This is a genomic window from Halomonas smyrnensis AAD6 (assembly GCF_000265245.1).
GTDB classification, from domain to species: Bacteria; Pseudomonadota; Gammaproteobacteria; order Pseudomonadales; family Halomonadaceae; genus Halomonas; species Halomonas smyrnensis.
In genome coordinates this window covers 1-19537 of record NZ_AJKS02000004.1, presented here as the reverse complement: position 1 = coordinate 19537, position 19537 = coordinate 1, and the positions used below count along the sequence as shown (strand labels likewise).

At 70.0% G+C, this 19537-nt stretch carries 19 protein-coding genes and 1 pseudogene; 15 read left to right on the top strand and 5 right to left on the bottom strand.

Translation table 11 applies throughout. The features are described from left to right. Positions 1-83 precede the first annotated feature (83 nt). The 7 genes from dsbD (at position 84) to purH (ending at position 8144) form a co-directional block, all read left to right on the top strand. Positions 84-1949, top strand: a complete 1866-nt coding sequence (dsbD, locus tag UYS_RS0205720) for a protein-disulfide reductase DsbD (RefSeq protein ID WP_016854544.1) — start codon at positions 84-86, stop codon at positions 1947-1949. A 185-nt stretch (positions 1950-2134) separates the two neighbouring features. Beyond that, on the top strand, positions 2135-2608 hold the full coding sequence (accB, locus tag UYS_RS0205715) for an acetyl-CoA carboxylase biotin carboxyl carrier protein (protein ID WP_016854543.1): 474 nt from the start codon (positions 2135-2137) through the stop codon (positions 2606-2608). Positions 2609-2637: 29 nt separating this feature from the next. Beyond that, positions 2638-3978: an acetyl-CoA carboxylase biotin carboxylase subunit gene (gene accC, locus UYS_RS0205710; protein WP_016854542.1), complete on the top strand. Its 1341-nt coding sequence runs from the start codon at positions 2638-2640 to the stop codon at positions 3976-3978. A gap of 79 nt (positions 3979-4057) precedes the next feature. Beyond that, positions 4058-4978, top strand: coding sequence for a 50S ribosomal protein L11 methyltransferase (prmA, locus tag UYS_RS0205705; protein WP_016854541.1), 921 nt, complete (start codon positions 4058-4060; stop codon positions 4976-4978). A 129-nt stretch (positions 4979-5107) separates the two neighbouring features. After that, the gene (gene dusB / locus UYS_RS16970; RefSeq protein WP_016854540.1) at positions 5108-6166 is read left to right on the top strand and encodes a tRNA dihydrouridine synthase DusB; all 1059 of its coding nucleotides are present in this window, start codon (positions 5108-5110) and stop codon (positions 6164-6166) included. Next, complete coding sequence (fis, locus tag UYS_RS0205695; RefSeq protein WP_016854539.1) at positions 6163-6498, top strand: DNA-binding transcriptional regulator Fis; 336 nt, start codon at positions 6163-6165, stop codon at positions 6496-6498. The genes dusB and fis overlap by 4 nt, the downstream gene beginning before the upstream one ends. Positions 6499-6569: 71 nt before the next feature. After that, complete coding sequence (gene purH / locus UYS_RS0205690; protein WP_016854538.1) at positions 6570-8144, top strand: bifunctional phosphoribosylaminoimidazolecarboxamide formyltransferase/IMP cyclohydrolase; 1575 nt, start codon at positions 6570-6572, stop codon at positions 8142-8144. 238 nt (positions 8145-8382) lie between these two features. On the opposite strand, the gene UYS_RS0205685 is transcribed toward purH, so the two are convergent. The 3 genes from UYS_RS0205685 to folE form a co-directional block, all read right to left on the bottom strand. Next, complete coding sequence (locus UYS_RS0205685; protein WP_016854537.1) at positions 8383-9843, bottom strand: NAD-dependent succinate-semialdehyde dehydrogenase; 1461 nt, start codon at positions 9841-9843, stop codon at positions 8383-8385. Positions 9844-9964: 121 nt separating this feature from the next. Beyond that, positions 9965-10375 carry a dihydroneopterin triphosphate 2'-epimerase gene (gene folX / locus UYS_RS0205680; RefSeq protein ID WP_016854536.1) on the bottom strand — a complete coding sequence of 137 codons (411 nt, stop codon included), beginning with the start codon at positions 10373-10375 and terminating at the stop codon, positions 9965-9967. A gap of 19 nt (positions 10376-10394) precedes the next feature. Then, positions 10395-10952, bottom strand: a complete 558-nt coding sequence (gene folE, locus UYS_RS0205675) for a GTP cyclohydrolase I FolE (RefSeq protein WP_016854535.1) — start codon at positions 10950-10952, stop codon at positions 10395-10397. Between the two features lie 272 nt (positions 10953-11224). On the opposite strand from folE, the gene UYS_RS0205670 reads away from it, so the two are divergent. Beyond that, a complete protein-coding gene (locus UYS_RS0205670; RefSeq protein ID WP_016854534.1) occupies positions 11225-11743 on the top strand; it encodes a hypothetical protein in 519 nt (172 codons plus the stop codon). Positions 11744-11771: 28 nt separating this feature from the next. Here UYS_RS0205670 and UYS_RS0205665 read toward each other — a convergent pair whose 3' ends face one another. Further along, positions 11772-12755 (bottom strand): serine/threonine protein kinase, encoded by a 984-nt coding sequence (locus UYS_RS0205665; RefSeq protein ID WP_016854533.1) that lies wholly within the window; start codon positions 12753-12755, stop codon positions 11772-11774. 232 nt (positions 12756-12987) lie between these two features. Here UYS_RS0205665 and UYS_RS0205660 point away from each other — a divergent pair, with 232 nt between their 5' ends. Beyond that, entirely contained in the window at positions 12988-13629 is a 642-nt protein-coding gene (locus tag UYS_RS0205660) for a LysE family translocator (RefSeq protein WP_016854532.1), read from the top strand. Positions 13630-13637: 8 nt separating this feature from the next. Here the strand turns inward: UYS_RS0205660 and UYS_RS0205655 are convergent, their stop codons facing one another. Continuing rightward, positions 13638-14384, bottom strand: coding sequence for a ComF family protein (locus tag UYS_RS0205655; protein ID WP_040478029.1), 747 nt, complete (start codon positions 14382-14384; stop codon positions 13638-13640). 70 nt (positions 14385-14454) lie between these two features. Here UYS_RS0205655 and bioB point away from each other — a divergent pair, with 70 nt between their 5' ends. The 6 genes and pseudogenes from bioB to UYS_RS0205625 all read left to right on the top strand — a co-directional run. Further along, positions 14455-15552: a biotin synthase BioB gene (gene bioB / locus UYS_RS0205650; RefSeq protein ID WP_016854530.1), complete on the top strand. Its 1098-nt coding sequence runs from the start codon at positions 14455-14457 to the stop codon at positions 15550-15552. Between the two features lie 66 nt (positions 15553-15618). Then, complete coding sequence (gene bioF / locus UYS_RS16965; protein ID WP_016854529.1) at positions 15619-16707, top strand: 8-amino-7-oxononanoate synthase; 1089 nt, start codon at positions 15619-15621, stop codon at positions 16705-16707. After that, positions 16704-17462, top strand: a complete 759-nt coding sequence (locus UYS_RS0205640; protein ID WP_016854528.1) for an alpha/beta fold hydrolase — start codon at positions 16704-16706, stop codon at positions 17460-17462. Before bioF ends, UYS_RS0205640 begins: the two co-directional genes overlap by 4 nt. Continuing rightward, positions 17459-18277: a malonyl-ACP O-methyltransferase gene (locus UYS_RS0205635; protein ID WP_016854527.1), complete on the top strand. Its 819-nt coding sequence runs from the start codon at positions 17459-17461 to the stop codon at positions 18275-18277. Before UYS_RS0205640 ends, UYS_RS0205635 begins: the two co-directional genes overlap by 4 nt. A 1-nt stretch (position 18278) precedes the next feature. Then, complete coding sequence (bioD, locus tag UYS_RS0205630) at positions 18279-18980, top strand: dethiobiotin synthase (RefSeq protein WP_016854526.1); 702 nt, start codon at positions 18279-18281, stop codon at positions 18978-18980. 224 nt (positions 18981-19204) lie between these two features. Next, positions 19205-19537, top strand: a pseudogene (locus UYS_RS0205625) (IS481 family transposase); the annotation flags it as partial.

Sequence of the window (19537 nt, the reverse complement as noted above, 5' to 3'; positions counted from 1 at the left end):
CCGCCAAGGGTCACACGCTCGCCGCCGATTAACGGCCTCGGCATTGACGCCACGACACCCGCCTCAAGATCAAGGAACGCCCCGTGCTTCACCTTCGCCGCCTGCCATGCCTGCTCGTCCTGCTGTGGATCCCGCTGCTCGCCCAGGCGCAGTGGTTCGACAACGGCGACGACGGCGACTTCCTGCCCGTCGAGGAAGCCTTCCAGCCCAGCGCCTGGCACGACGGCGAGACGCTTTCGATCGGCGTCGAGAACGCCGACGGCTACTATCTCTATCGCCATCGCTTCAGCGTCGAGAGCGACACTCCCGGCGTGACCCTCGGCGAGCCTCGGCTGCCGGCCGGCCAGGCCAAGACCGACGAGTTCCTCGGCGACGTGCGGGTCTTCTACGACCGCGTCGTGTTCACGGTGCCGATCGAGCACCGGGGCGAGGGAATTCCCGAGGGGCCGTTCGATGTGACCTTCGGCTTCCAGGGCTGTGCCGACGCCGGCCTCTGCTATCCGCCGGAGACGGTGTCGCTGCAGGCGCCCGAGGGCCAGGCACCGGCCGCCTTCGCCGATGCGACCCCCGACCGGTCGGTCGCGACCGACATCGACACCCGGCCCGCTTCCGGCGCGCCCGCGGCCCCGGTCAGCGAGGACGGCCGCTTCAGCGCCCTGCTCGAGGAGGCCAGCCTGCCGCTGGTGCTGGGCCTGTTCTTCCTCGCCGGCCTGGGGCTGACCTTCACCCCCTGCGTGCTGCCGATGATCCCGATCCTGTCCTCGATCATCGTCGGCCAGCAGCCCCGCCGCCCGCGTGCCTTCGCCCTGTCGCTGTCCTACGTGGCCGGCATGGCGCTGACCTATGCGGTGGTGGGCGTGCTGATGGGCAGCTTCGGCGCCGGGCTGAATCTCCAGGCGCGGCTGCAGTCGGCCCCGGTGCTGATCGGGTTCGCCGGGCTGTTCACGCTGTTCGCCCTGGCCATGTTCGGCGCCTTCGACCTGCGCCTGTCGTCGCGGCTGTCGGGGCGCATCGAGGCCTGGCAGACCCGCGCCCAGAAGAGCGGCCCGGCCGGCCTGGCACTGGCCGGTGCGCTCTCGGTGCTGGTGGTCTCGCCCTGCGTGTCGGCGCCGCTGGCCGGCGCCCTGGTGTTCATCTCTTCCACCGGCGATGCGGCGATGGGCGGCATCGCCCTGCTGGCCCTGGCGCTCGGCATGGGCGTGCCGCTGCTGCTGGTCGGCACCTTCGGCCCGACCCTGCTGCCGCGCACCGGCGCCTGGATGAACGGCATCAAGGCCGCCTTCGGCATCCTGCTGCTGGGGGTCGCCGTGTGGCTGATCGAGCGCCTGGTGCCTGGCCCGGTGGCCCTGCTGCTGTGGGCCGCCCTGGCCATCGGCACGGCGCTGACCCTCGGCGCCCTGAGCCTGAACGCGCCCCAGGGCTGGGCGCGCGCCCGCCAGGCGCTGGGCATCCTGCTGCTGGTGTGGGGCGTGACCCTGGTGATCGGCGCCTCCCGCGGCGCCGAGGACCCGCTGCGCCCGCTGGCCCGTCACGGCGCCCCGGCGCTGGCCGAATCCGGCCCCGGCGCCCCCGAGCCGGTGACGGTGGTCACCCGGCTCGACGAGCTGGACGCGGCCCTGGCCGCGGCCGAGCGACCGGTGTTCGTCGACGTCACCGCCGAGTGGTGCATCTCCTGCAAGGTCATGGAGCGCGAGGTCTATCCCGACCCGGCCGTGGTCGCGGCGCTGTCCGGCTTCGAGCGCATCGAGGTCGACGTCACCGAGACCGACGCCGCCAGCCGGGCGCTGCTGGAGCACTACGCCCTGTTCGGACCGCCGAGCCTGCTGTTCTTTGACGGCGGTCGCGAACTGCGCCAGGCCCGCATCCAGGGCGAGGTCGACGCCGACCAGTTGGCCCGCCATCTGGAGGGCGTGAGCGCCTCGCTCGACGGCGCCGCCGCCGCGGGCTAGGGTTCATTGGCGAACGCCGTTCGGGCCGCTGGACATCGCCCGGGAATTTCGGCAAACTCCGCCCACACCGCTTTTCGAGGCCAATAGAGACGACAAGAGACGAGATCTTGTCGCGATCTATAGCAAGTTAGCCAAGGTTGACTGCGACGGCCGTTATCCCGAACTCACCATTGAGACGACGTCATATGGATATTCGCAAGGTCAAGAAGCTGATCGAGCTGCTGGAAGAGTCGAACATCAGCGAGATCGAGATCCAGGAAGGCGAAGAGTCTGTGCGCATCAGCCGTCACCCGAACGGCACCGCCTACCCGCAGCCGGCCGCTCCCGCCTGGCCGGCAGGCGCTCCGGCTCAGCCCGCCGCTCCGGCGCCGCAGGCGCCGGCCGCTGCCGCCGAGCCCGCCGTCGAACAGGGCCCGTCCTACCAGGGCCAGGAAGTGCTGTCGCCGATGGTCGGCACCTTCTACCGCGCCCCGGCCCCGGGCGCCAAGCCGTTCGCCGAAGTCGGCCAGAGCGTCAAGAAGGGGGAAACCATCTGCATCGTCGAGGCGATGAAGATGATGAACCAGATCGAGGCCGATCGTGACGGCGTCATCGAGGCCTTCCTGGTCGACGACGGCGAGCCGGTCGAATTCGAGCAGCCGATGGTCGTCATCTCCTGATCCCTTCACCCACATTGGCGGACCCCATCATGCTGGACAAGGTTCTCATCGCCAATCGCGGCGAGATCGCTCTGCGTATCCTGCGTGCCTGCAAGGAGCTCGGCATTCGCACGGTCGCGGTCCACTCCAAGGCCGACCGCGACCTGATGCACGTGCGCCTGGCCGACGAGGCCGTGTGTATCGGCCCGGCCTCCTCCGCGCAGTCCTACCTCAACATCCCGGCGCTGATCAGCGCCGCCGAGGTCACCGACTCGAGCGCCATCCACCCCGGCTACGGCTTCCTCTCCGAGAACGCCGACTTCGCCGAGCAGGTGGAACGCTCCGGCTTCACCTTCATCGGCCCCCGCGCCGAGACCATTCGCCTGATGGGCGACAAGGTCAGCGCCATCGAGGCCATGAAGAAGGCCGGCGTGCCCACCGTACCGGGCTCCAACGGCCCGCTGGGCGACGACGAAGGCGAGATCCTCGCCACCGCTCGCCGCATCGGCTATCCGGTGATCATCAAGGCGGCCGCCGGCGGCGGCGGACGCGGCATGCGCGTGGTGCACACCGAGGGCCACCTGCTCTCCGCGGTGACCGTGACCCGCACCGAGGCCCACTCGGCCTTCGGCGACGGCACCGTCTACATGGAGAAGTTCCTCGAGAACCCGCGCCACGTCGAGGTGCAGGTACTGGCCGACGGCCAGGGCAATGCCGTCCACCTCTATGACCGCGACTGCTCGCTGCAGCGCCGTCACCAGAAGGTGCTCGAGGAAGCCCCGGCCCCGGGCCTCGACCCGGACGCCCGCGCCCAGGTGCTCAAGGCCTGCACCGATGCCTGCATCGAGATCGGCTACCGCGGCGCCGGCACCTTCGAGTTCCTGTACGAGAACGGCCAGTTCTTCTTCATCGAGATGAACACCCGCGTGCAGGTCGAGCACCCGGTCACCGAGATGGTCACCGGCGTCGACATCGTCCGCGAACAGCTGCGCATCGCCTCCGGCCTGCCGCTGTCCGTGAGCCAGGACGAGATCGAGCTCAGCGGCCACGCCTTCGAGTGCCGCATCAACGCCGAGGATGCCAGGACCTTCATGCCCTCCCCGGGCAAGGTCACCCTCTACCACCCGCCGGGTGGCATCGGGGTGCGCATGGACTCCCACGTCTACACCGGCTACTCGGTGCCGCCGCATTACGACTCCCTGATCGGCAAGCTGATCACCTGGGGCGTCGACCGCGAGACGGCGCTGACCCGCATGCGCAACGCCCTGGACGAGCTGCTGGTCGAAGGCATCAAGACCAACACCGACCTGCACAAGGATCTGGTCCGCGACGGCTATTTCCAGCAGGGCGGCGTCAACATCCACTACCTGGAGAAGAAGCTGGGCCTCTGAGCCCGGTCGGCACTCCTCCGGCAGCGGGGCGGCTTGGCCGCCCCGCCGTCGTTTCACCACTCGATTCCCGGGAGTTTCCATGCCCTGGCTGCAACTCAAGGCCCGCATCGCCCCCGAGCAGGCCGACCTGCTCGAGGAACTGCTGCTGGACGAAGGCGCCACCGCCATCACCCTCCAGGACGCCCAGGACGACCCGCTGTTCGAACCCGAGCGCGGCACCACGCCGCTGTGGGACGAAACGGTGCTGACCGGCCTCTACGACGACCTCGAGGGCCTGCCCGCGATGCTCGAGCGCCTGGCCGGCGCTTGGTCCGAGGCCATGCCCGGCGAGCCCTGTCCCGAGATCGAGCATGAACTGCTCGACGATCGCGACTGGGAGCGCGCCTGGATGGACGACTTCGCGCCCCTGCAGATGGGCCAGAAGCTGTGGATCGTGCCGAGCTGGCACGAGGCGCCGGACCCTCAGGCGGTCAACCTGCATCTCGATCCCGGCCTGGCCTTCGGCACCGGCACCCACCCCACCACGGCGCTGTGCCTTTCCTGGCTCGACGGCCTGGCCGTGGCCGGCGAGCTCGACGGCCGCGAGGTACTGGACGTGGGCTGCGGCTCCGGCATCCTGGCCATCGCCGCGCTCAAGCTCGGCGCGAGCTCGGCTCGGGGCACCGACATCGACCCCCAGGCGCTTGCCGCCAGCCGCGACAACGCCGAGCGCAACGGCGTCGAGGAAGACGACTTCTCGCTCCACTATCCGGAGCAGCTCGACGCCACAGCGCGCTTCCCGGTGGTGATCGCCAACATCCTGGCCGGCCCGCTGGTCGAGCTGTCCGGCGAGATCGCCGGGCGCGTGACGCCGGGCGGCCGCCTGGCGCTGTCCGGCATTCTCGAGGCCCAGGCCGACGAGGTGCGCGAGGCCTACGAGGCACGCGGCCTGATCATGGACGAGCCCGAGGTGCGTGAGGGCTGGGTGCGCCTCACCGGACGGCGCGCCGCCGAGGGCTGACCGCACCGTCGCCGCCGCGTCCGGCGCCGACCACCGTGTGCAGGGCGACGCCCTGCCGCACGTTGCTCCTTCACCCAGGCCATCGGGGGGCGTATGATATGTCCCCCCTTCGAACCATCGATCTCGACCATGCCCGATTCACGCCCCCTGCCTCGCATCGGCGCTCATGCGTTGCCGAACCGGGTGATCCTGGCCCCCATGGCCGGCGTCACCGACCGTCCCTTCCGCGCGCTCTGCCGGCGGCTGGGCGCGGGCCTGGTGGTGGGCGAGATGGTGACCTCGGACCCGAACCTGTGGCACACCCGCAAGTCGCGCCTGCGCATGGACCATCGCGGCGAACCCGGCCCCCGCGCCGTGCAGATCGCCGGCGGCGACGCCGAGATGCTCGCCGAGGCGGCGCGACTCAACGCCGAGATGGGCGCCGAGATCATCGACATCAACATGGGCTGCCCGGCGAAGAAGGTCTGCAACAAGGCCGCCGGCTCCGCTCTGCTGCGCGACGAGGCCCTGGTGGCCGAGATCCTCGAATCGGTGGTCGCCGCGGTGGACGTGCCGGTGACGCTGAAGATCCGCACCGGCTGGTGCGCCGACAGCAACAACGGCGTGCGGGTGGCCAAGCTGGCCGAGGACGCCGGCATCCAGGCGCTGGCCGTGCACGGCCGTCATCGCCAGCAGCGCTACGGCGGCGAGGCCGAGTACGACACCATCGCCGCCATCAAGGCCGCGGTGAGCCTGCCGATCTTCGCCAACGGCGATGTCGATTCGCCGGAGAAGGCCCGCCACGTCCTCGACTATACTGGAGCGGATGCGGTGATGGTCGGCCGCGGTGCCCAGGGCAACCCCTGGATCTTTCGCGAGATCGACCACTACCTGCGGCACGGCCAGCGCCTCGCGGCGCCCGACGACGCCGAGCGCGCGGCGGTGCTCCACGGCCACCTGGTGGCCCTGCACGACTTCTACGGTGAGCACATGGGCGTGCGCATCGCCCGCAAGCATCTCGGCTGGTACCTGGCCGGCGATGTGCGCCTCGACGACGACGGACGACGCGCCCTGCGCGCCACCTTCAATGGCCTGGACAGTGCCGCTGCCCAGTGCCGCTTCATCGACGAACTCTTTCGTCATGACCCCGTCACGGCGCCGCACCGTGTCGCCCGGGCCATGACGCCGGATGGAACCTGTGCCGCATGACCAGCAGCCAAGCCCTTGACCAGAATTCCGCGCTGACCGAGCTGGACGCCCGAGCCTCCCGTCGCCTCGACGAGGCCGACGGCAGCGCGCTGAGCCCCCACGGCGACATGCCCCTGCGCGAGGCCGTCGACGCCGCCATGCGACGCTACTTCGACCACCTCGACGGCGGCGACGTCACCGACCTTCACGCCATGGTGATGGCCGAGGTCGAGGCGCCGCTGCTGGCCTCGGTGCTCGAGAACGCCCAGGGCAACCAGACCCGCGCCGCCGAGATGCTCGGCCTCAACCGCGGCACCCTGCGCAAGAAGCTCAAGCACTACGGGCTGATCTGACTCCCCGCGAGGGCGCCATCGAGCGCCCTCGCTTGCGTTTTGTTCCCTCAACGCCCAACAGAGTGACCTTCATGTCCCAAGCCTCTTCCACTCCGGTCCGTCGCGCCCTGATCAGCGTGTCCGACAAGACCGGCATCGTCGACTTCGCCCGCGGCCTCAGCGACCAGGGCGTCGAGCTGCTCTCCACCGGCGGCACCTTCCGCCTGCTGCAGGAGAACGGCATTCCGGTCACCGAGGTCTCCGAGCACACCGGCTTCCCCGAGATCATGGACGGCCGCGTCAAGACCCTGCATCCGAAGATCCACGGCGGCATCCTCGGTCGTCGCGGCCAGGACGACGCGGTGATGGCCGAGCACGACATCGCGCCGATCGACATGGTGGTGGTCAACCTGTATCCGTTCTCGGCCACCGTGGCGCGCCCGGATTGCACCCTCGAGGACGCCATCGAGAACATCGACATCGGCGGCCCGACCATGGTCCGCTCCTGCGCCAAGAATCACGCCTACACCACCATCGTGGTCGACGCCGGCGACTACGGCCGCGTGCTCGAGGAAGTCGCCCGGGGCGGCATGCAGCAGGCCACCCGCTTCGACCTGGCGGTCAAGGCCTTCGAACACACCGCCGGCTACGACGCCGCCATCGCCGACTACCTCGGCCAGCGCGTCGAGGGCGGCGAGGACGGCTTCCCGCGCACCTACAACCTGCAGTTCCACAAGAAGCAGTCCATGCGCTACGGCGAGAACCCGCACCAGTCCGCGGCCTTCTACGTCGAGCCGAACTGCCAGGAACCGAGCGTCTCCACCGCCGAGACCCTGCAGGGCAAGCCGCTGTCGTTCAACAACGTGGCCGATACCGACTCCGCGCTGGAGTGCGTGAAGAGCTTCACCGACACCGCCTGCGTGATCGTCAAGCACGCCAACCCCTGCGGCGTGGCCGTCGGCGCCAGCCAGCTCGAGGCCTACGACAAGGCCTACGCCACCGACCCGACCAGCGCCTTCGGCGGCATCATCGCCTTCAACCGCGCGCTCGACACCGAGACCGCCCGCGCCATCATCGACCGCCAGTTCGTCGAGGTGATCATCGCCCCCGGGGTCGAGGACGCGGCCCGCGAGATCGTCGCCGAGAAGAAGAACGTGCGCCTGCTCGACATCTCCGCGCACTGGCCCGGCGAGCGCGAACACGCCCACGACCTCAAGCGCGTCACCGGCGGCCTGCTGGTCCAGGACCGCGACCTGGGCATGGTCGGCCGCGACGAGCTGACCGTGGTCACCGAGCGCGTGCCCTCGGAGCAGGAGATGCGTGATCTGGCCTTCGCCTGGAAGGTCGGCAAGTACGTCAAGTCCAACGCCATCGTCTACGTCAAGGACGGCCAGACCATCGGCGTGGGCGCCGGCCAGATGAGCCGCGTCTACTCGGCCAAGATCGCCGGCATCAAGGCCGCCGACGAGGGCCTCTCCGTGCCCGGCTCGGTGATGGCCAGCGACGCCTTCTTCCCGTTCCGCGACGGCATCGACGCCGCCGCCAAGGCCGGCATCACCGCGGTGATCCAGCCCGGCGGCTCCATGCGCGATCAGGAAGTGATCGACGCCGCCAACGAGGCCGGCATCGCCATGGTCTTCACCGGCATGCGCCACTTCCGCCACTGAGCTGCAAGCTGCAAGCTGCAAGCTGCAAGCTGCAAGCTGCAAGCTGCAAGCTGCAAGCTGCAAGCTGCAAGCTGCAAGCTGCAAGCTGCAAGCTGCAAGCTGCAAGCTGCAAGCTGCAAGCTGCAAGCTGCAAGCTGCAAGCTGCAAGTCAGCAGCATGAAACCGCCCGAAGTAAAAGAAACCCCGAAGGCCAGGGCCTTCGGGGTTTTCTCGTAGCTCGGCGCTTGTAGCTCGGCGCTTAGGCGCCCAGATCAATACACAGATACTTGGTCTCGAGGAACTCCTCGATGCCCTGATGGCCGCCCTCGCGGCCGAGGCCGGAGGCCTTGACCCCACCGAAGGGCGCCGCGGCGTTGGAGATCAGCCCGGTGTTGATGCCGACCATGCCGTACTCCAGCGCCTCGGAGACGCGCCATACGCGGGCCAGGTCGCGGGAATAGAAGTAGGAGGCCAGGCCGAACTCGGTGTCATTGGCCATGGCCACGGCGTCCTGCTCGTCATCGAACGGGAACACCGCGGCCAGCGGGCCGAAGGTCTCCTCGGTGGCGACCTTCATGCTGCCGTTGGCGGCGTTGATCAGCGTCGGGGTGAAGAAGTTGCCGCCCAACGGGTGCGGATGGCCGCCCAGCAGCAGCTCGGCGCCATGATCCACGGCGTCCTGAACGTGCTCGGAGACCTTCTCCACCGCGCGGTCGTCGATCAGCGGGCCGATGTTGACGCCCTCGTCGCTGCCGTTGCCCACCTTCAGCTCGCTGTTCATGGCCACCGCCAGCTTCTCGCAGAAGGCATTGACCACGCTGGACTGCACCAGGAAGCGGTTGGTGCACACGCAGGTCTGACCGGCGTTGCGGAACTTGGCGGCCATGGCGCCTTCCACGGCGGCGTCCAGGTCGGCGTCCTCGAACACGATGAAGGGCGCGTTGCCGCCGAGCTCCAGCGAGATCTTCTGCACGTGGCGCGAGGCCTGGCTCATCAGCTCGCGCCCCACCTCGGTGGAGCCGGTGAAGGTGATCTTGCGCACCAGCGGGGACTCGGTCAGCGCCGCGGCGATCTCCGAGGCGCGCCCGGGCACCACGTTGAACACGCCGCGCGGCACGCCGGCGCGCTCGGCCAACAGCGCCAGCGCGGTGGCGGAGAAGGGTGTCTGGCTGGCCGGCTTGACCACGAAGGTACAGCCCGCGGCCAGCGCGGCGCCGGCCTTGCGGGTGATCATCGCCGCCGGAAAGTTCCACGGCGTGATGGCGCCGACCACGCCGATCGGCTGCTTGGTGACCAGGATGCGCTGCTGGGCCTGGGCGGCGGGAATGGTCTCGCCGTAGACCCGGCGGGCCTCCTCGGCGAACCAGCGCAGGAAGCTCGCCGCGTAGGCGATCTCGCCGGCGGCTTCCTTGAGCGGCTTGCCCTGCTCGAAGGTCATGATCATGGCCAGGTCGTCCTGATGCTCGAGCATCAGGTCGTGCCATTTCATCAGGATATCGGCCCGTTCCTGGGCGGTGAGGGCGCGCCAGGCCGGCAGGGCCGCATCGGCGGCGGCGATGGCGCGTTCAGTCTCGGCGCGGCCGAGCCTCGGCACGTCGCCCATCGATTCGCCGGTGGCCGGGTTGATCACATCGATCTGCTCGCCGCTGTCGGCGGCGACCCAGCTGCCGTCGATATAGGCGAACGGGCAATAGAGCTGGGTTTCCTTCAGGGCTTCCATGTTTGACTCCTGGGGTGCGGCCTTGCGGGGATGCATCTCATGCTAAGCGCAAGCCCCCCGACACGCCAACCGCTCATCCATGAGCGTCATTCAACCCTGCCGCCCCGGCGCGGCCGCGGAGTCAGGCCGGGCGACGCGCCTCGCGGGAGTCGGAGAGCGTGATCGAGACCGAATCAGAGAAGCGCAGCGCATGGGGCTTGTCGATCTCGACCTGCGCCGCCAGCACCTGCTCATCGCTCATCACCAGGTCGAGCACCTCGCGGGTCATGCGTTCCAGCAGCTGGAAGCGATTGTCCTCCACGTGGGCGATCACCTGCTTGGTGATGGTGCGATAGTTCAGCGCCTGCTCGATGTGGTTGAAGGCCACCGCCTTGTCGGCGCGATAACGGATCACCATGTTGATCACCACGTCCTGGCGATTCTGGATCTCCTCTTCCTTGATACCGATATGGGTCCTCAGGCGCAGATCCTTGATGCGGATCGTCGCCAGATCGTGATCGAGGTGCTCGTCGCCCAGCGCGTGCAGTGACATGTCGCTCTCCTTAGCGGCCTCAGCGGCCTTGAACCAGGGTCAGGAACTCCTGGCGCGTGCTCTGGTGCTCGCGGAAGGCACCGAGCATCACCGAGGAGGTCATGCTGGAATTCTGTTTCTCGACGCCGCGCATCATCATGCACATATGGCGGGCCTCGACCACCACCGCCACGCCGCGGGCGTTGGTGACCTGCTGTACCGCCTCGGCGATCTGGCGGGTCAGGTTCTCCTGAATCTGCATGCGACGGGCATACATGTCCACGATACGGGCGAACTTGGACAGGCCCAGCACCTTGCCCTGGGGCAGGTAGGCGATGTGGCACTTGCCGATGAACGGCAGCAGGTGGTGCTCGCACATCGAGTACAGCTCGATGTCCTTCACCAGCACCATCTCGTCGGTCTCGGAGGCGAAGACCGCGCCGTTGACGATCTCCTCCAGCGACTGCTGATAGCCATGGTTGAGGAACTGCATGGCCTTGGCGGCCCGCTTGGGGGTGTCACGGAGCCCCTCCCGTTCGGGGTCCTCCCCCAGTCCCTCGATGATCTGGCGGTAGTGCTTGGCGAGCTGTTCGGTCATGGTCAGGCCCCATGCAGAGTCGTGATAGTGGTGCGTCGGCGATGGCCCGGCCACACCTTATACATAACTTATTAAAAAACCGCTTCTTGTACAATTAGCGGATCAGGGAAAGCGTCATTCTAGCGCAAGGCGCCGCTCGACGCAGTGCCGCGGCGGCCTCGCGGCCGCATGACGGCGACGCCATGTCGCACCGGTCCGACTGGGTGCCGCCGGCGGCTGTGATAGAGTTGAGCCCACCGCGACACTCGACCCGCTGCCTGCCGAGCACCGACATGTTCAAGCCGACGATTCTGCTGATGGCGACCGCCCTGGCCCTGCCGAGCCTGGCCCTGGGCGACACCCTCTCCCTGCCCGCCGATGCCCGGGTGGCCATGGCCCTGGTCGATGACCTGGCCCTCGACGCCGAGACCCCGAGCCGCGACAACGTGGTGATGCATCCGGTGCAGAGCGAACGGGGCAGCCACCGCCTCCCCGATTACTGCGTCGTCACCGGCAATGCCCGGCGCGACGGCGAGCGACTGCGGCTGACCGCCAGCGCCCTGACCTGCGTCGAGACCGCCGGCGCCGACAGCGCCATCTACAGCGGCGGGCTCACCGCCGGCGCCTACGACGAGGACGGCGCCTTCGGCCTCGACGCCTGTGCGGACGGCCGCTGCCGGCTGACGCCGGATGACGTCTTCGTGCTGACGCTGACCCGGCCGCTGAGCCTGGAGCAGCAGGCGAATCCGTCCGCGGAGATCAACGCCCGCCGCCGCCAGCACGACGCCGACGAAACCGCCGGCCGGCCGTAACCGCCGCTGCGCGTCGCCCGGGCGCGGCTCAGGACAGCCAGCGGGCCGTGCCGTCCAGCTTCAGCCGCTGCTGCTCGAGCTCGCGCAGGTGAGCGTCCCAGTAGCCGGCGTCCGCCAGCCACGGAAACGCCTGCGGGAAGGCCGGATCCTCCCAGCGCGCCACCAGCCAGGCGCTGTGGCGCATCAGCCGCAGCGCGCGCAGCGGCTCCACCAGCGCCAGCTCGCCGCGATCGAAGTCGCGGTGCTGCTCGTAGCCCTCGATCACCTCGGAGAGCTGCATCTGGCGCTCGCCCTCGTCCTCGGCGGTGAGCAGCATCCACAGGTCCTGCACCGCCGGCGCCATCAGGCAGTCGTCGAAGTCCACCAGCGCGAAGTGCTCGTCGCGGCCCAGCATGTTGCCCAGGTGGCAGTCGCCCTGGACCCGCAGCTGTCGCGCCGGCCACTCCCGGGCGCCGAGCGCCTCGATCAGGCCCCGGCTGATGCGCTCGTAGGCCGGGCGCTGATGATCCGTCAGCCAGCGGCTGGCCAGCACCGCCTCGGCGGCCTCCTCGGCCATCGCCCGCGGCGCCAGGTGGCGGCGATGCACGAAGGCCCGGCGCTCGCCCACCGCGTGCACGGCGCCGATGGTCTCGCCGAGGGCGAACAGGTGCTCGGGATTGTCCAGCTCCGGCGCCTGGCCGGGCAGATGGGGAAACAGCGAGAAGCGGAAGTCGTCGTGGCGATGCAGGCTCGCCCCCGCATCATCGCGCCAGGGGGCGGCCACCGTCACCCCGGCCGCCTCGAGCTCGGCCAGGAAGTCGTGCTCCTCCTGGATCCGGGAGTCGCTCCAGCGGTTCGGGCGATAGAACTTGACCACCCAGCGGCGGCGCTCGTCGTCATGCACCAGGTAGACCCGGTTCTCGTAGCTGTTGAGCGCGAAGGGCTCGCCCGGCAGCCAGAAGCCCAGGGACTCCACCGCCGCCACGACCCGCGCGGGCTCGAGGCGAGCAAAGGGATGAATCGCATCGGTCATGGGCGTTCTCGTCACAGGCAAAACGCCATGGTAACAAAGCCATCCCCCACACGGCTCCTCGGGGCGGATCCGTCGACAGCCCCCGCCTCTACCGCCTGCCCCGGCGCCCATCGCCACGGATACCGCCGATGGAGAAAGCGGCTAGAAATCGCCCCCGCGACTGCCCTATGCTCGTGCCTTCATCGGCACGGTGACCGATGCACGTCTTGGACACCCCAGCCGGAGGCACGCCATGGAACTGCTGACCTGGATCACCTATCTCGGCGTGATCGTCGCTTTGATCATCTTCCCCGGCCCGGTGGCCCTGCTCTGCACCAGCCACGGCCTGCGCTTCGGCCGCCGCCGCGCCGCGGCCACCGTGTGCGGCGGCACCCTGGCCTCGCTGGCCCTGATGGTGCTGTCGTCGCTGGGCCTCGGCGCCATCCTGGCCGCCTCGGAGACCGCCTTCCACGTGCTGAAGCTCGCCGGCGGCGCCTATCTCGTGATCCTCGGCCTTCAGGCCTGGCGGCGCTCCGGCGACGACTCGCCGCTGGACGCCCCGGACACCGACGCGGCGCCCCCGCTCGCGACCACCTCCGGCCTCCGCCTGTTCCGCCAGGGCTTCCTGGTCGGCATCAGCAACCCCAAGGACCTGCTGTTCTTCGCCGCCCTGTTCCCCAACTTCATCGACGTGGGCGTGCCCCAGCTGTCGCAGTTCGCCATCCTCGCCGCCACCTGGGCGGCGGTCGACCTCAGCCTGATGTGGCTCTACGCCGCCATGGGTTCGGGCCTCGGCCAGTGGTTCCGCCATCCCGGCCGGGCCAGGGGCTTTCATCGCGCCACCGGCGGCCTGTTCATGGCCGCCGGCGGCTCGCTGATCGCCACCTCGCCCTAGACGCCGATTCACGGCGTTTCCCGCGGCGTTCTCGCGATGGCCCAGGCCTCGATCTCCTCGGCGCCCGCCCGGCGACAGGCCCGGGCCAGGGCGTCGAGGGTGGCGCCGGTGGTCATGACGTCATCGAGCAGCACCACCCGCGCCGGCAGCGCCCGGGGCACCTCGAAGGCGCCGCGCAGGTTGCCCCGCCGCCCTCGCCGGTCGAGGCCCCGCTGGCTCGGCGTATCCTTCTTGCGCCGGGCCGGGATGAGCGGCACCTCGAGCCTCGCCGCCAGCCGTTCGGCCAGCCAGCGGCCCTGATCGAAGCCGCGCTCCCGGGCGCGTCGCGGATGCAGCGGCACGGCGATCAGCGCCTGGGGCGGCGCGATGCCGGCCTGGCCCGCTTTCATCCCTTCCTCCAGCCCTTCTTCCAGCCCTTCCTCCAGCAGCGTCAGCAGCAGCGTGCCAGCCCGTGGCGAGGCATGGAACTTGAAGCGCTGCATCAGCCCCGCCACCTCGCCCTCGTAGCGCAGCGGCACCCGGGCGCGAAGGTAGGCCGGCGGCCGACGCAGGCAGTGGCCGCAGGGGCGCGGGGTGACAGTGCCCGGGAGCGGCTCGGCGCAGACCGGGCAGGCCACGCGATTCCAGGGCAGCGCCGCGTGGCAGTCACCGCACCAGGGGCGGCCGGGCGCGCAGGCCGCCAGGCAGAAGGCGCAGCGGCCCGGCAATGCGAGACGCAGCCAGTCGTCAACCTCATGACGCCACAAGGTTGACATGCCGACCTGCCTCCGTACCCTATCGGTCAACTCACGTATTCGTGCCAAGTTGACCATAAGCGAGCCCCTCATGCCTGCCCAGCCCCACGACAACGCCCCGGTTGATCTGACCCTAGCCAGCCGTCCGGACCTTCGCCACGACTGGTCCCTCGAGGAGATCGAGGCGCTGTTCGCGCTGCCCTTCAACGACCTGATGTTCCGCGCCCAGCAGGTCCACCGCGCACACTTCGATCCCAACGCCGTGCAGGTCTCCACCCTGCTGTCGATCAAGACCGGCGCCTGCCCGGAAGACTGCAAGTACTGCCCGCAGTCCGGCCACTACAACACCGGGCTCGGCAAGGAGAAGCTGCTCGAGATCGAGAAGGTGGTGAACCAGGCCAAGGCCGCCAAGGAGGCCGGCGCCAGCCGCTTCTGCATGGGCGCCGCCTGGCGCAGCCCGCGGGAGAAGGACCTCGAGGTGGTGATGGAGATGGTCAGCCAGGTCAAGGCGCTGGGGCTCGAGACCTGCATGACCCTGGGCATGGTCGACGTCGATCAGGCCAAGCGCCTGTCCGAGGCCGGGCTCGACTACTACAACCACAACCTCGACACCTCGCCGGGCTACTATGGCGAGATCATCACCACCCGCACCTACGCCGATCGCCTGGAGACGCTTTCCAACGTGCGCGAGGCGGGCATGAAGGTCTGCTCCGGCGGCATCCTGGGCATGGGCGAGGCGCCCCGCGACCGCGCCGCCCTGCTCCAGCAGCTGGTGCGCCTGGAACCGCATCCCGAATCCGTGCCGATCAACATGCTGGTCAAGGTGCCGGGCACCCCGATGGAGAACGCCGAGGACCTGGACCCGTTGGAGTTCATCCGCGCCATCGCCGTGGCCCGCATCCTGATGCCGAAGAGCCACGTGCGCCTGTCCGCCGGCCGCGAGCAGATGGACGAGTCCACCCAGGCCATGGCCTTCCTGGCCGGTGCCAACTCGATCTTCTACGGCGACACCCTGCTGACCACCGGCAACCCCCAGGTCGAACGCGACCGGGCGCTGTTCGACAAGCTCGGCCTGCACCCGGAGCAGCGCGAGACCTGCGCCGACGACGAGAAGACCGAGGCCGCCCTGGAAGCCGCCATGCGCGAGCGCCAGGACGACGCGATGTTCTACGACGCCACCGGAGCCTGACCCCATGGCCGAGACCTGGTCGCGTCGCCTGGCCGAGCGGGCCGAGGCCCGTCGCGCCGAGGGGCTGTGGCGCGCCCGGCCCACCGTAGGGGCGGGGACGGCCGGCTCGACTTCGCCGGCAACGACTACCTCGGCCTGGCCCGCGACCCGCGCCTCGCCGAGGCCCAGGCCGAGGGCGCGCGGCGCTTCGGCGCCGGCGGCCGGGCCTCGCATCTGGTGTGCGGCCATCAGGAGATCCACGAGGCGCTGGAGCGGCGCCTCGCCGCGCTCACCGGCCGCCCCCGGGCGCTGCTGTTCTCCACCGGCTACATGGCCAACCTGGGCGTGCTGCAGGCGCTGTGCGATCGCCACACGCCGGTCTTCCAGGATCGTCTCAATCACGCCTCGCTGATCGACGGCGCCCGGCTCGCCGGCGCCCCCTCGCGGCGCTTCCACCACCGCGACCTCGATGACCTCGAGCGGCTGCTGGCCCGCGCCCCGAGCGGGGCCCCGGCGCTGGTGGTCAGCGACGGCGTGTTCAGCATGGACGGCGACGTGGCCAACGTGGCGGGGCTTTCCGCCACCGCCCGCCGCCACGACGCCTGGCTGATGATCGACGATGCCCACGGCCTGGGCGTGCTCGGCGAGGCCGGCGACGGCTGCGCCGGCCGGGCCCATGGCGTCGACGACGTGCCGGTGCTGGTCGGCACCCTGGGCAAGGCGCTCGGCAGCGCCGGCGCCTTCGTGGCCGGCAACGAGGCGCTGATCGAGCATCTCGTGCAGTTCGCCCGGCCCTACGTCTATACCACCGCCCAGCCGCCCGGCGTGGCGGCGGCGACCCTGGCCGCCCTCGACGTGCTGGAGGCCGAACCCGAGCGTCGCGCCCGGCTGCATGAGCGCATCGCGCGCTTCCGCCGCGAGGCCGCCACCCTCGGTCTCGAACTGGACGAATCGACCACGCCGATCCAGCCGCTTCGCCTCGGCGACAATGAGCGCACGCTGCGCTGGGCCGCCCGGCTCGGCGACGCGGGCCTTAGGGTCGGCGCCATCCGCGCCCCGACGGTGCCGAAAGGCGAGGCGCGGCTGCGCATCACGCTCTCCGCCGCCCACGACGACGACGCCCTGGACGCCCTGCTCGACGGGCTGGCCGCCTGCCGGCGGGAGGAAGGCCCATGAGCAAATCGGCAAACCGGAAGCTGGTGCTGCTCAGCGGCTGGGGCTGCGACGCGCGGCTCTGGCAGGCCCTCGACGGCCACTGGCCGAGCGGGCTTGCGATCACCGCACCGGACTGGCCGGGATATGGCGAGCGCGAGGCGCTCGAGGATCCCGCCTCGCTGGACGAACTGGCCGAGGCCATGGCCGGTGAGTTGCCGAGCGACGCCGTCTGGGTCGGCTGGTCGCTGGGCGGCCTGCTGGCCGGCGCCCTGCTCGAGCGGCTGCCGGCGCCCCGCGCCCTGGTCCTGCTCGGCATGGGCGAGCGCTTCCCGCATCCCGAAGGCGTCAGCCGCGCCGCCCTGGCCCAGTTTCGCAAGGCCTTCCGGCGCGACCCGGCGGGCACCCACGCCCACTTCCTGCGCTGGCAGCTCGGCGGCGAGCCGTCGCCCCGGTCCGCGCATCAAAGACTCATCGCCCTGCTCGGCGATGACGCCAGCGCCGACACCGCGACCCTGGCCGCGGGGCTCGCCCAGCTCGGCGAGCTCGACAACACCGAGCGCCTCGCCTCGCCGCCCTGCCCGGTGCATCGCCTGGCCGGCGAGGCCGACCCGCTGCTGGCCCCCTCGGTGCGCGAGCGGGCCGACCTGCGACTGCCCGAGGCCGGCCACTGCCCGCTGATCAGCCAGCCGACACGGCTCGCCCGCGCGCTGACCGCCATCGCCGAGACGCCCGAGCGCACGACGATCGCCGGGGCCGCCCTGGAGCCCACGCCATGACCGCCCAGGCAAGTCACGCCGTCGACGCCCGCCCCGGGGACGAGCACAACGACCACGGGAATCGCGACTGGCGCGCCCGGGTCGCCCACGCCTTCTCAAGGGCCGCGCCGCACTATCACGAACGCGCCCGGGCCCAGCAGGCCATGGCCGAGCGACTGATCGCGCGGCTGCCCGACCGCGCCGGCGCCGTGCTGGACCTGGGCTGCGGCCCCGGCGACCTGACCGCCGAGCTCGCGCGTCGCTATGGCGATGGCGCCACGATCCACGGCCTCGACCTGGCGCCGGGCATGCTCACCGAGGCCCGATGCCGCCACGGCGAGGGCATCGACTGGCTGTGCGCCGACGCCGCCGACCTGCCGCTGCCGAGTGGCCGCCTCGACCTGGCGGTCTCCAACCTGGCGATCCAGTGGTGCCCGGACCTGGGGACGGTGCTGGCCGAACTCGCCCGGGTGATACGCCCCGGCGGTCGCGCGCTGATCAACACCCTGGCGCCGGGCACGCTTTCCGAGGTCGGCCAGGCCTGGCAGCGCCCCGGCGCCCTGCTCGACTTCCGCGACGCCGGCCACCATCGCCGCGCCGCCCACGAGGCCGGCTTCCGCCGGGGCGAGGTCACGGAGCGCATCGAACGCTTCCACTATCCCGACCTCTCCGCGGTGATGGCCTCGATCAAGGGCGTGGGCGCCCAGGTGGCCCGCGACGGCGCTAGGCTCTCGCGCACCGACGTCGCCCGCGCCGCCCGCCGCTATGAGGCGCTTCGCACCGAGGACGGCCTGCCCGTCTCCTACCACCTTCTGACGCTCGACCTGGAACGCTGAGATGACCGCCTACTTCGTGACCGGCACCGACACCGACGCCGGCAAGACCCTCGTCGCCAGCGGCCTGCTGGCCCGTGCCCGCCGCCGCGGGCTGACCACCCTCGGGCTCAAGCCCGTGGCCTCCGGCTGCGAGGCCACCACCGAGGGGCTACGCAACATCGACGCCCTGACCCTGCAGGCCCAGAGCGAGCCGGCCACCCCCTACGCCGTCATCAACCCCTACACCTATGCGCCGCCCATCGCCCCGCACCTGGCCGCCAAGCAGGTCGGCGAGCGGCCGACCGTCGATGCCCTGGCCGACCACGCCGCCGGCCCGCTGGCCGAGGCGCGCGGGCTGACGCTGATAGAGGGCGCCGGCGGCTGGCGCGTGCCGCTCAACGATGAGGAGGACCTCGCCGGGCTTGCGCTGCGCCTCGAGCTGCCGGTGATCCTGGTGGTGGGGCTCAAGCTCGGCTGCCTGAACCATGCCCGCCTCAGCGCCGAGGCGATCAGCGCCGACGGCCTGCGCGTGGCCGGCTGGGTGGGCAACCTGATCGACCCCGACTTCTCTGCCGACGAGGTCTGCTATCGCGACAACCTGGCCACCCTGGAGCGCACCCTGAACGCGCCCTGCCTCGGCATCGTGCCGCGCCTGGACGCCGACACCCCGGACGCCCGCGCCGCCGCGGCCGCCGATCACCTGGAGTTGCCCGACGACGATTGACTTGCCGCAAGGCGTCCGTAAAATATGGACGCCTGCCTGACCCGTGCGGATGTGGTGGAATTGGTAGACACGCCAGATTTAGAAACTAAGGTTTTTCTTTTCCTCTTCCAATTAAAATCCGCACTCGGATACATGTAGGGTCCCGGATGATCAGATGAGCTATAGAAGTTATCCTTTGCTGGCCGCCAAGGAGCTTCTTCACCAGTTCATCCGGGAGCAAGGATATGGACATCAAGCTACATAAACAGGCGACCACCACTCCGAAGATCCGGGCCGAGATCCAGGCAGCGCCTTCCAGCATCAGCGACAGCGAGCTAGCACGCCAGTACGGCGTCGCCGTCTCGACCATCCGGCGCTGGCGGTACCGTGACGATGTCCAGGACCGACCGCACACGCGTCACAACCTGCTGGCCACGCTCACTTCCGAACAGGAAGAGGTGCTGATCGCGGCGCGCGAATTCCTGCGCCTCGGCCTGGATGATCTGCTCGTCGTGGCGCGTGAGTTCCCTCAATCCCTGGGTTTTTGGGTTTCTGGTCTGCATCGCATGCTCAAGCGG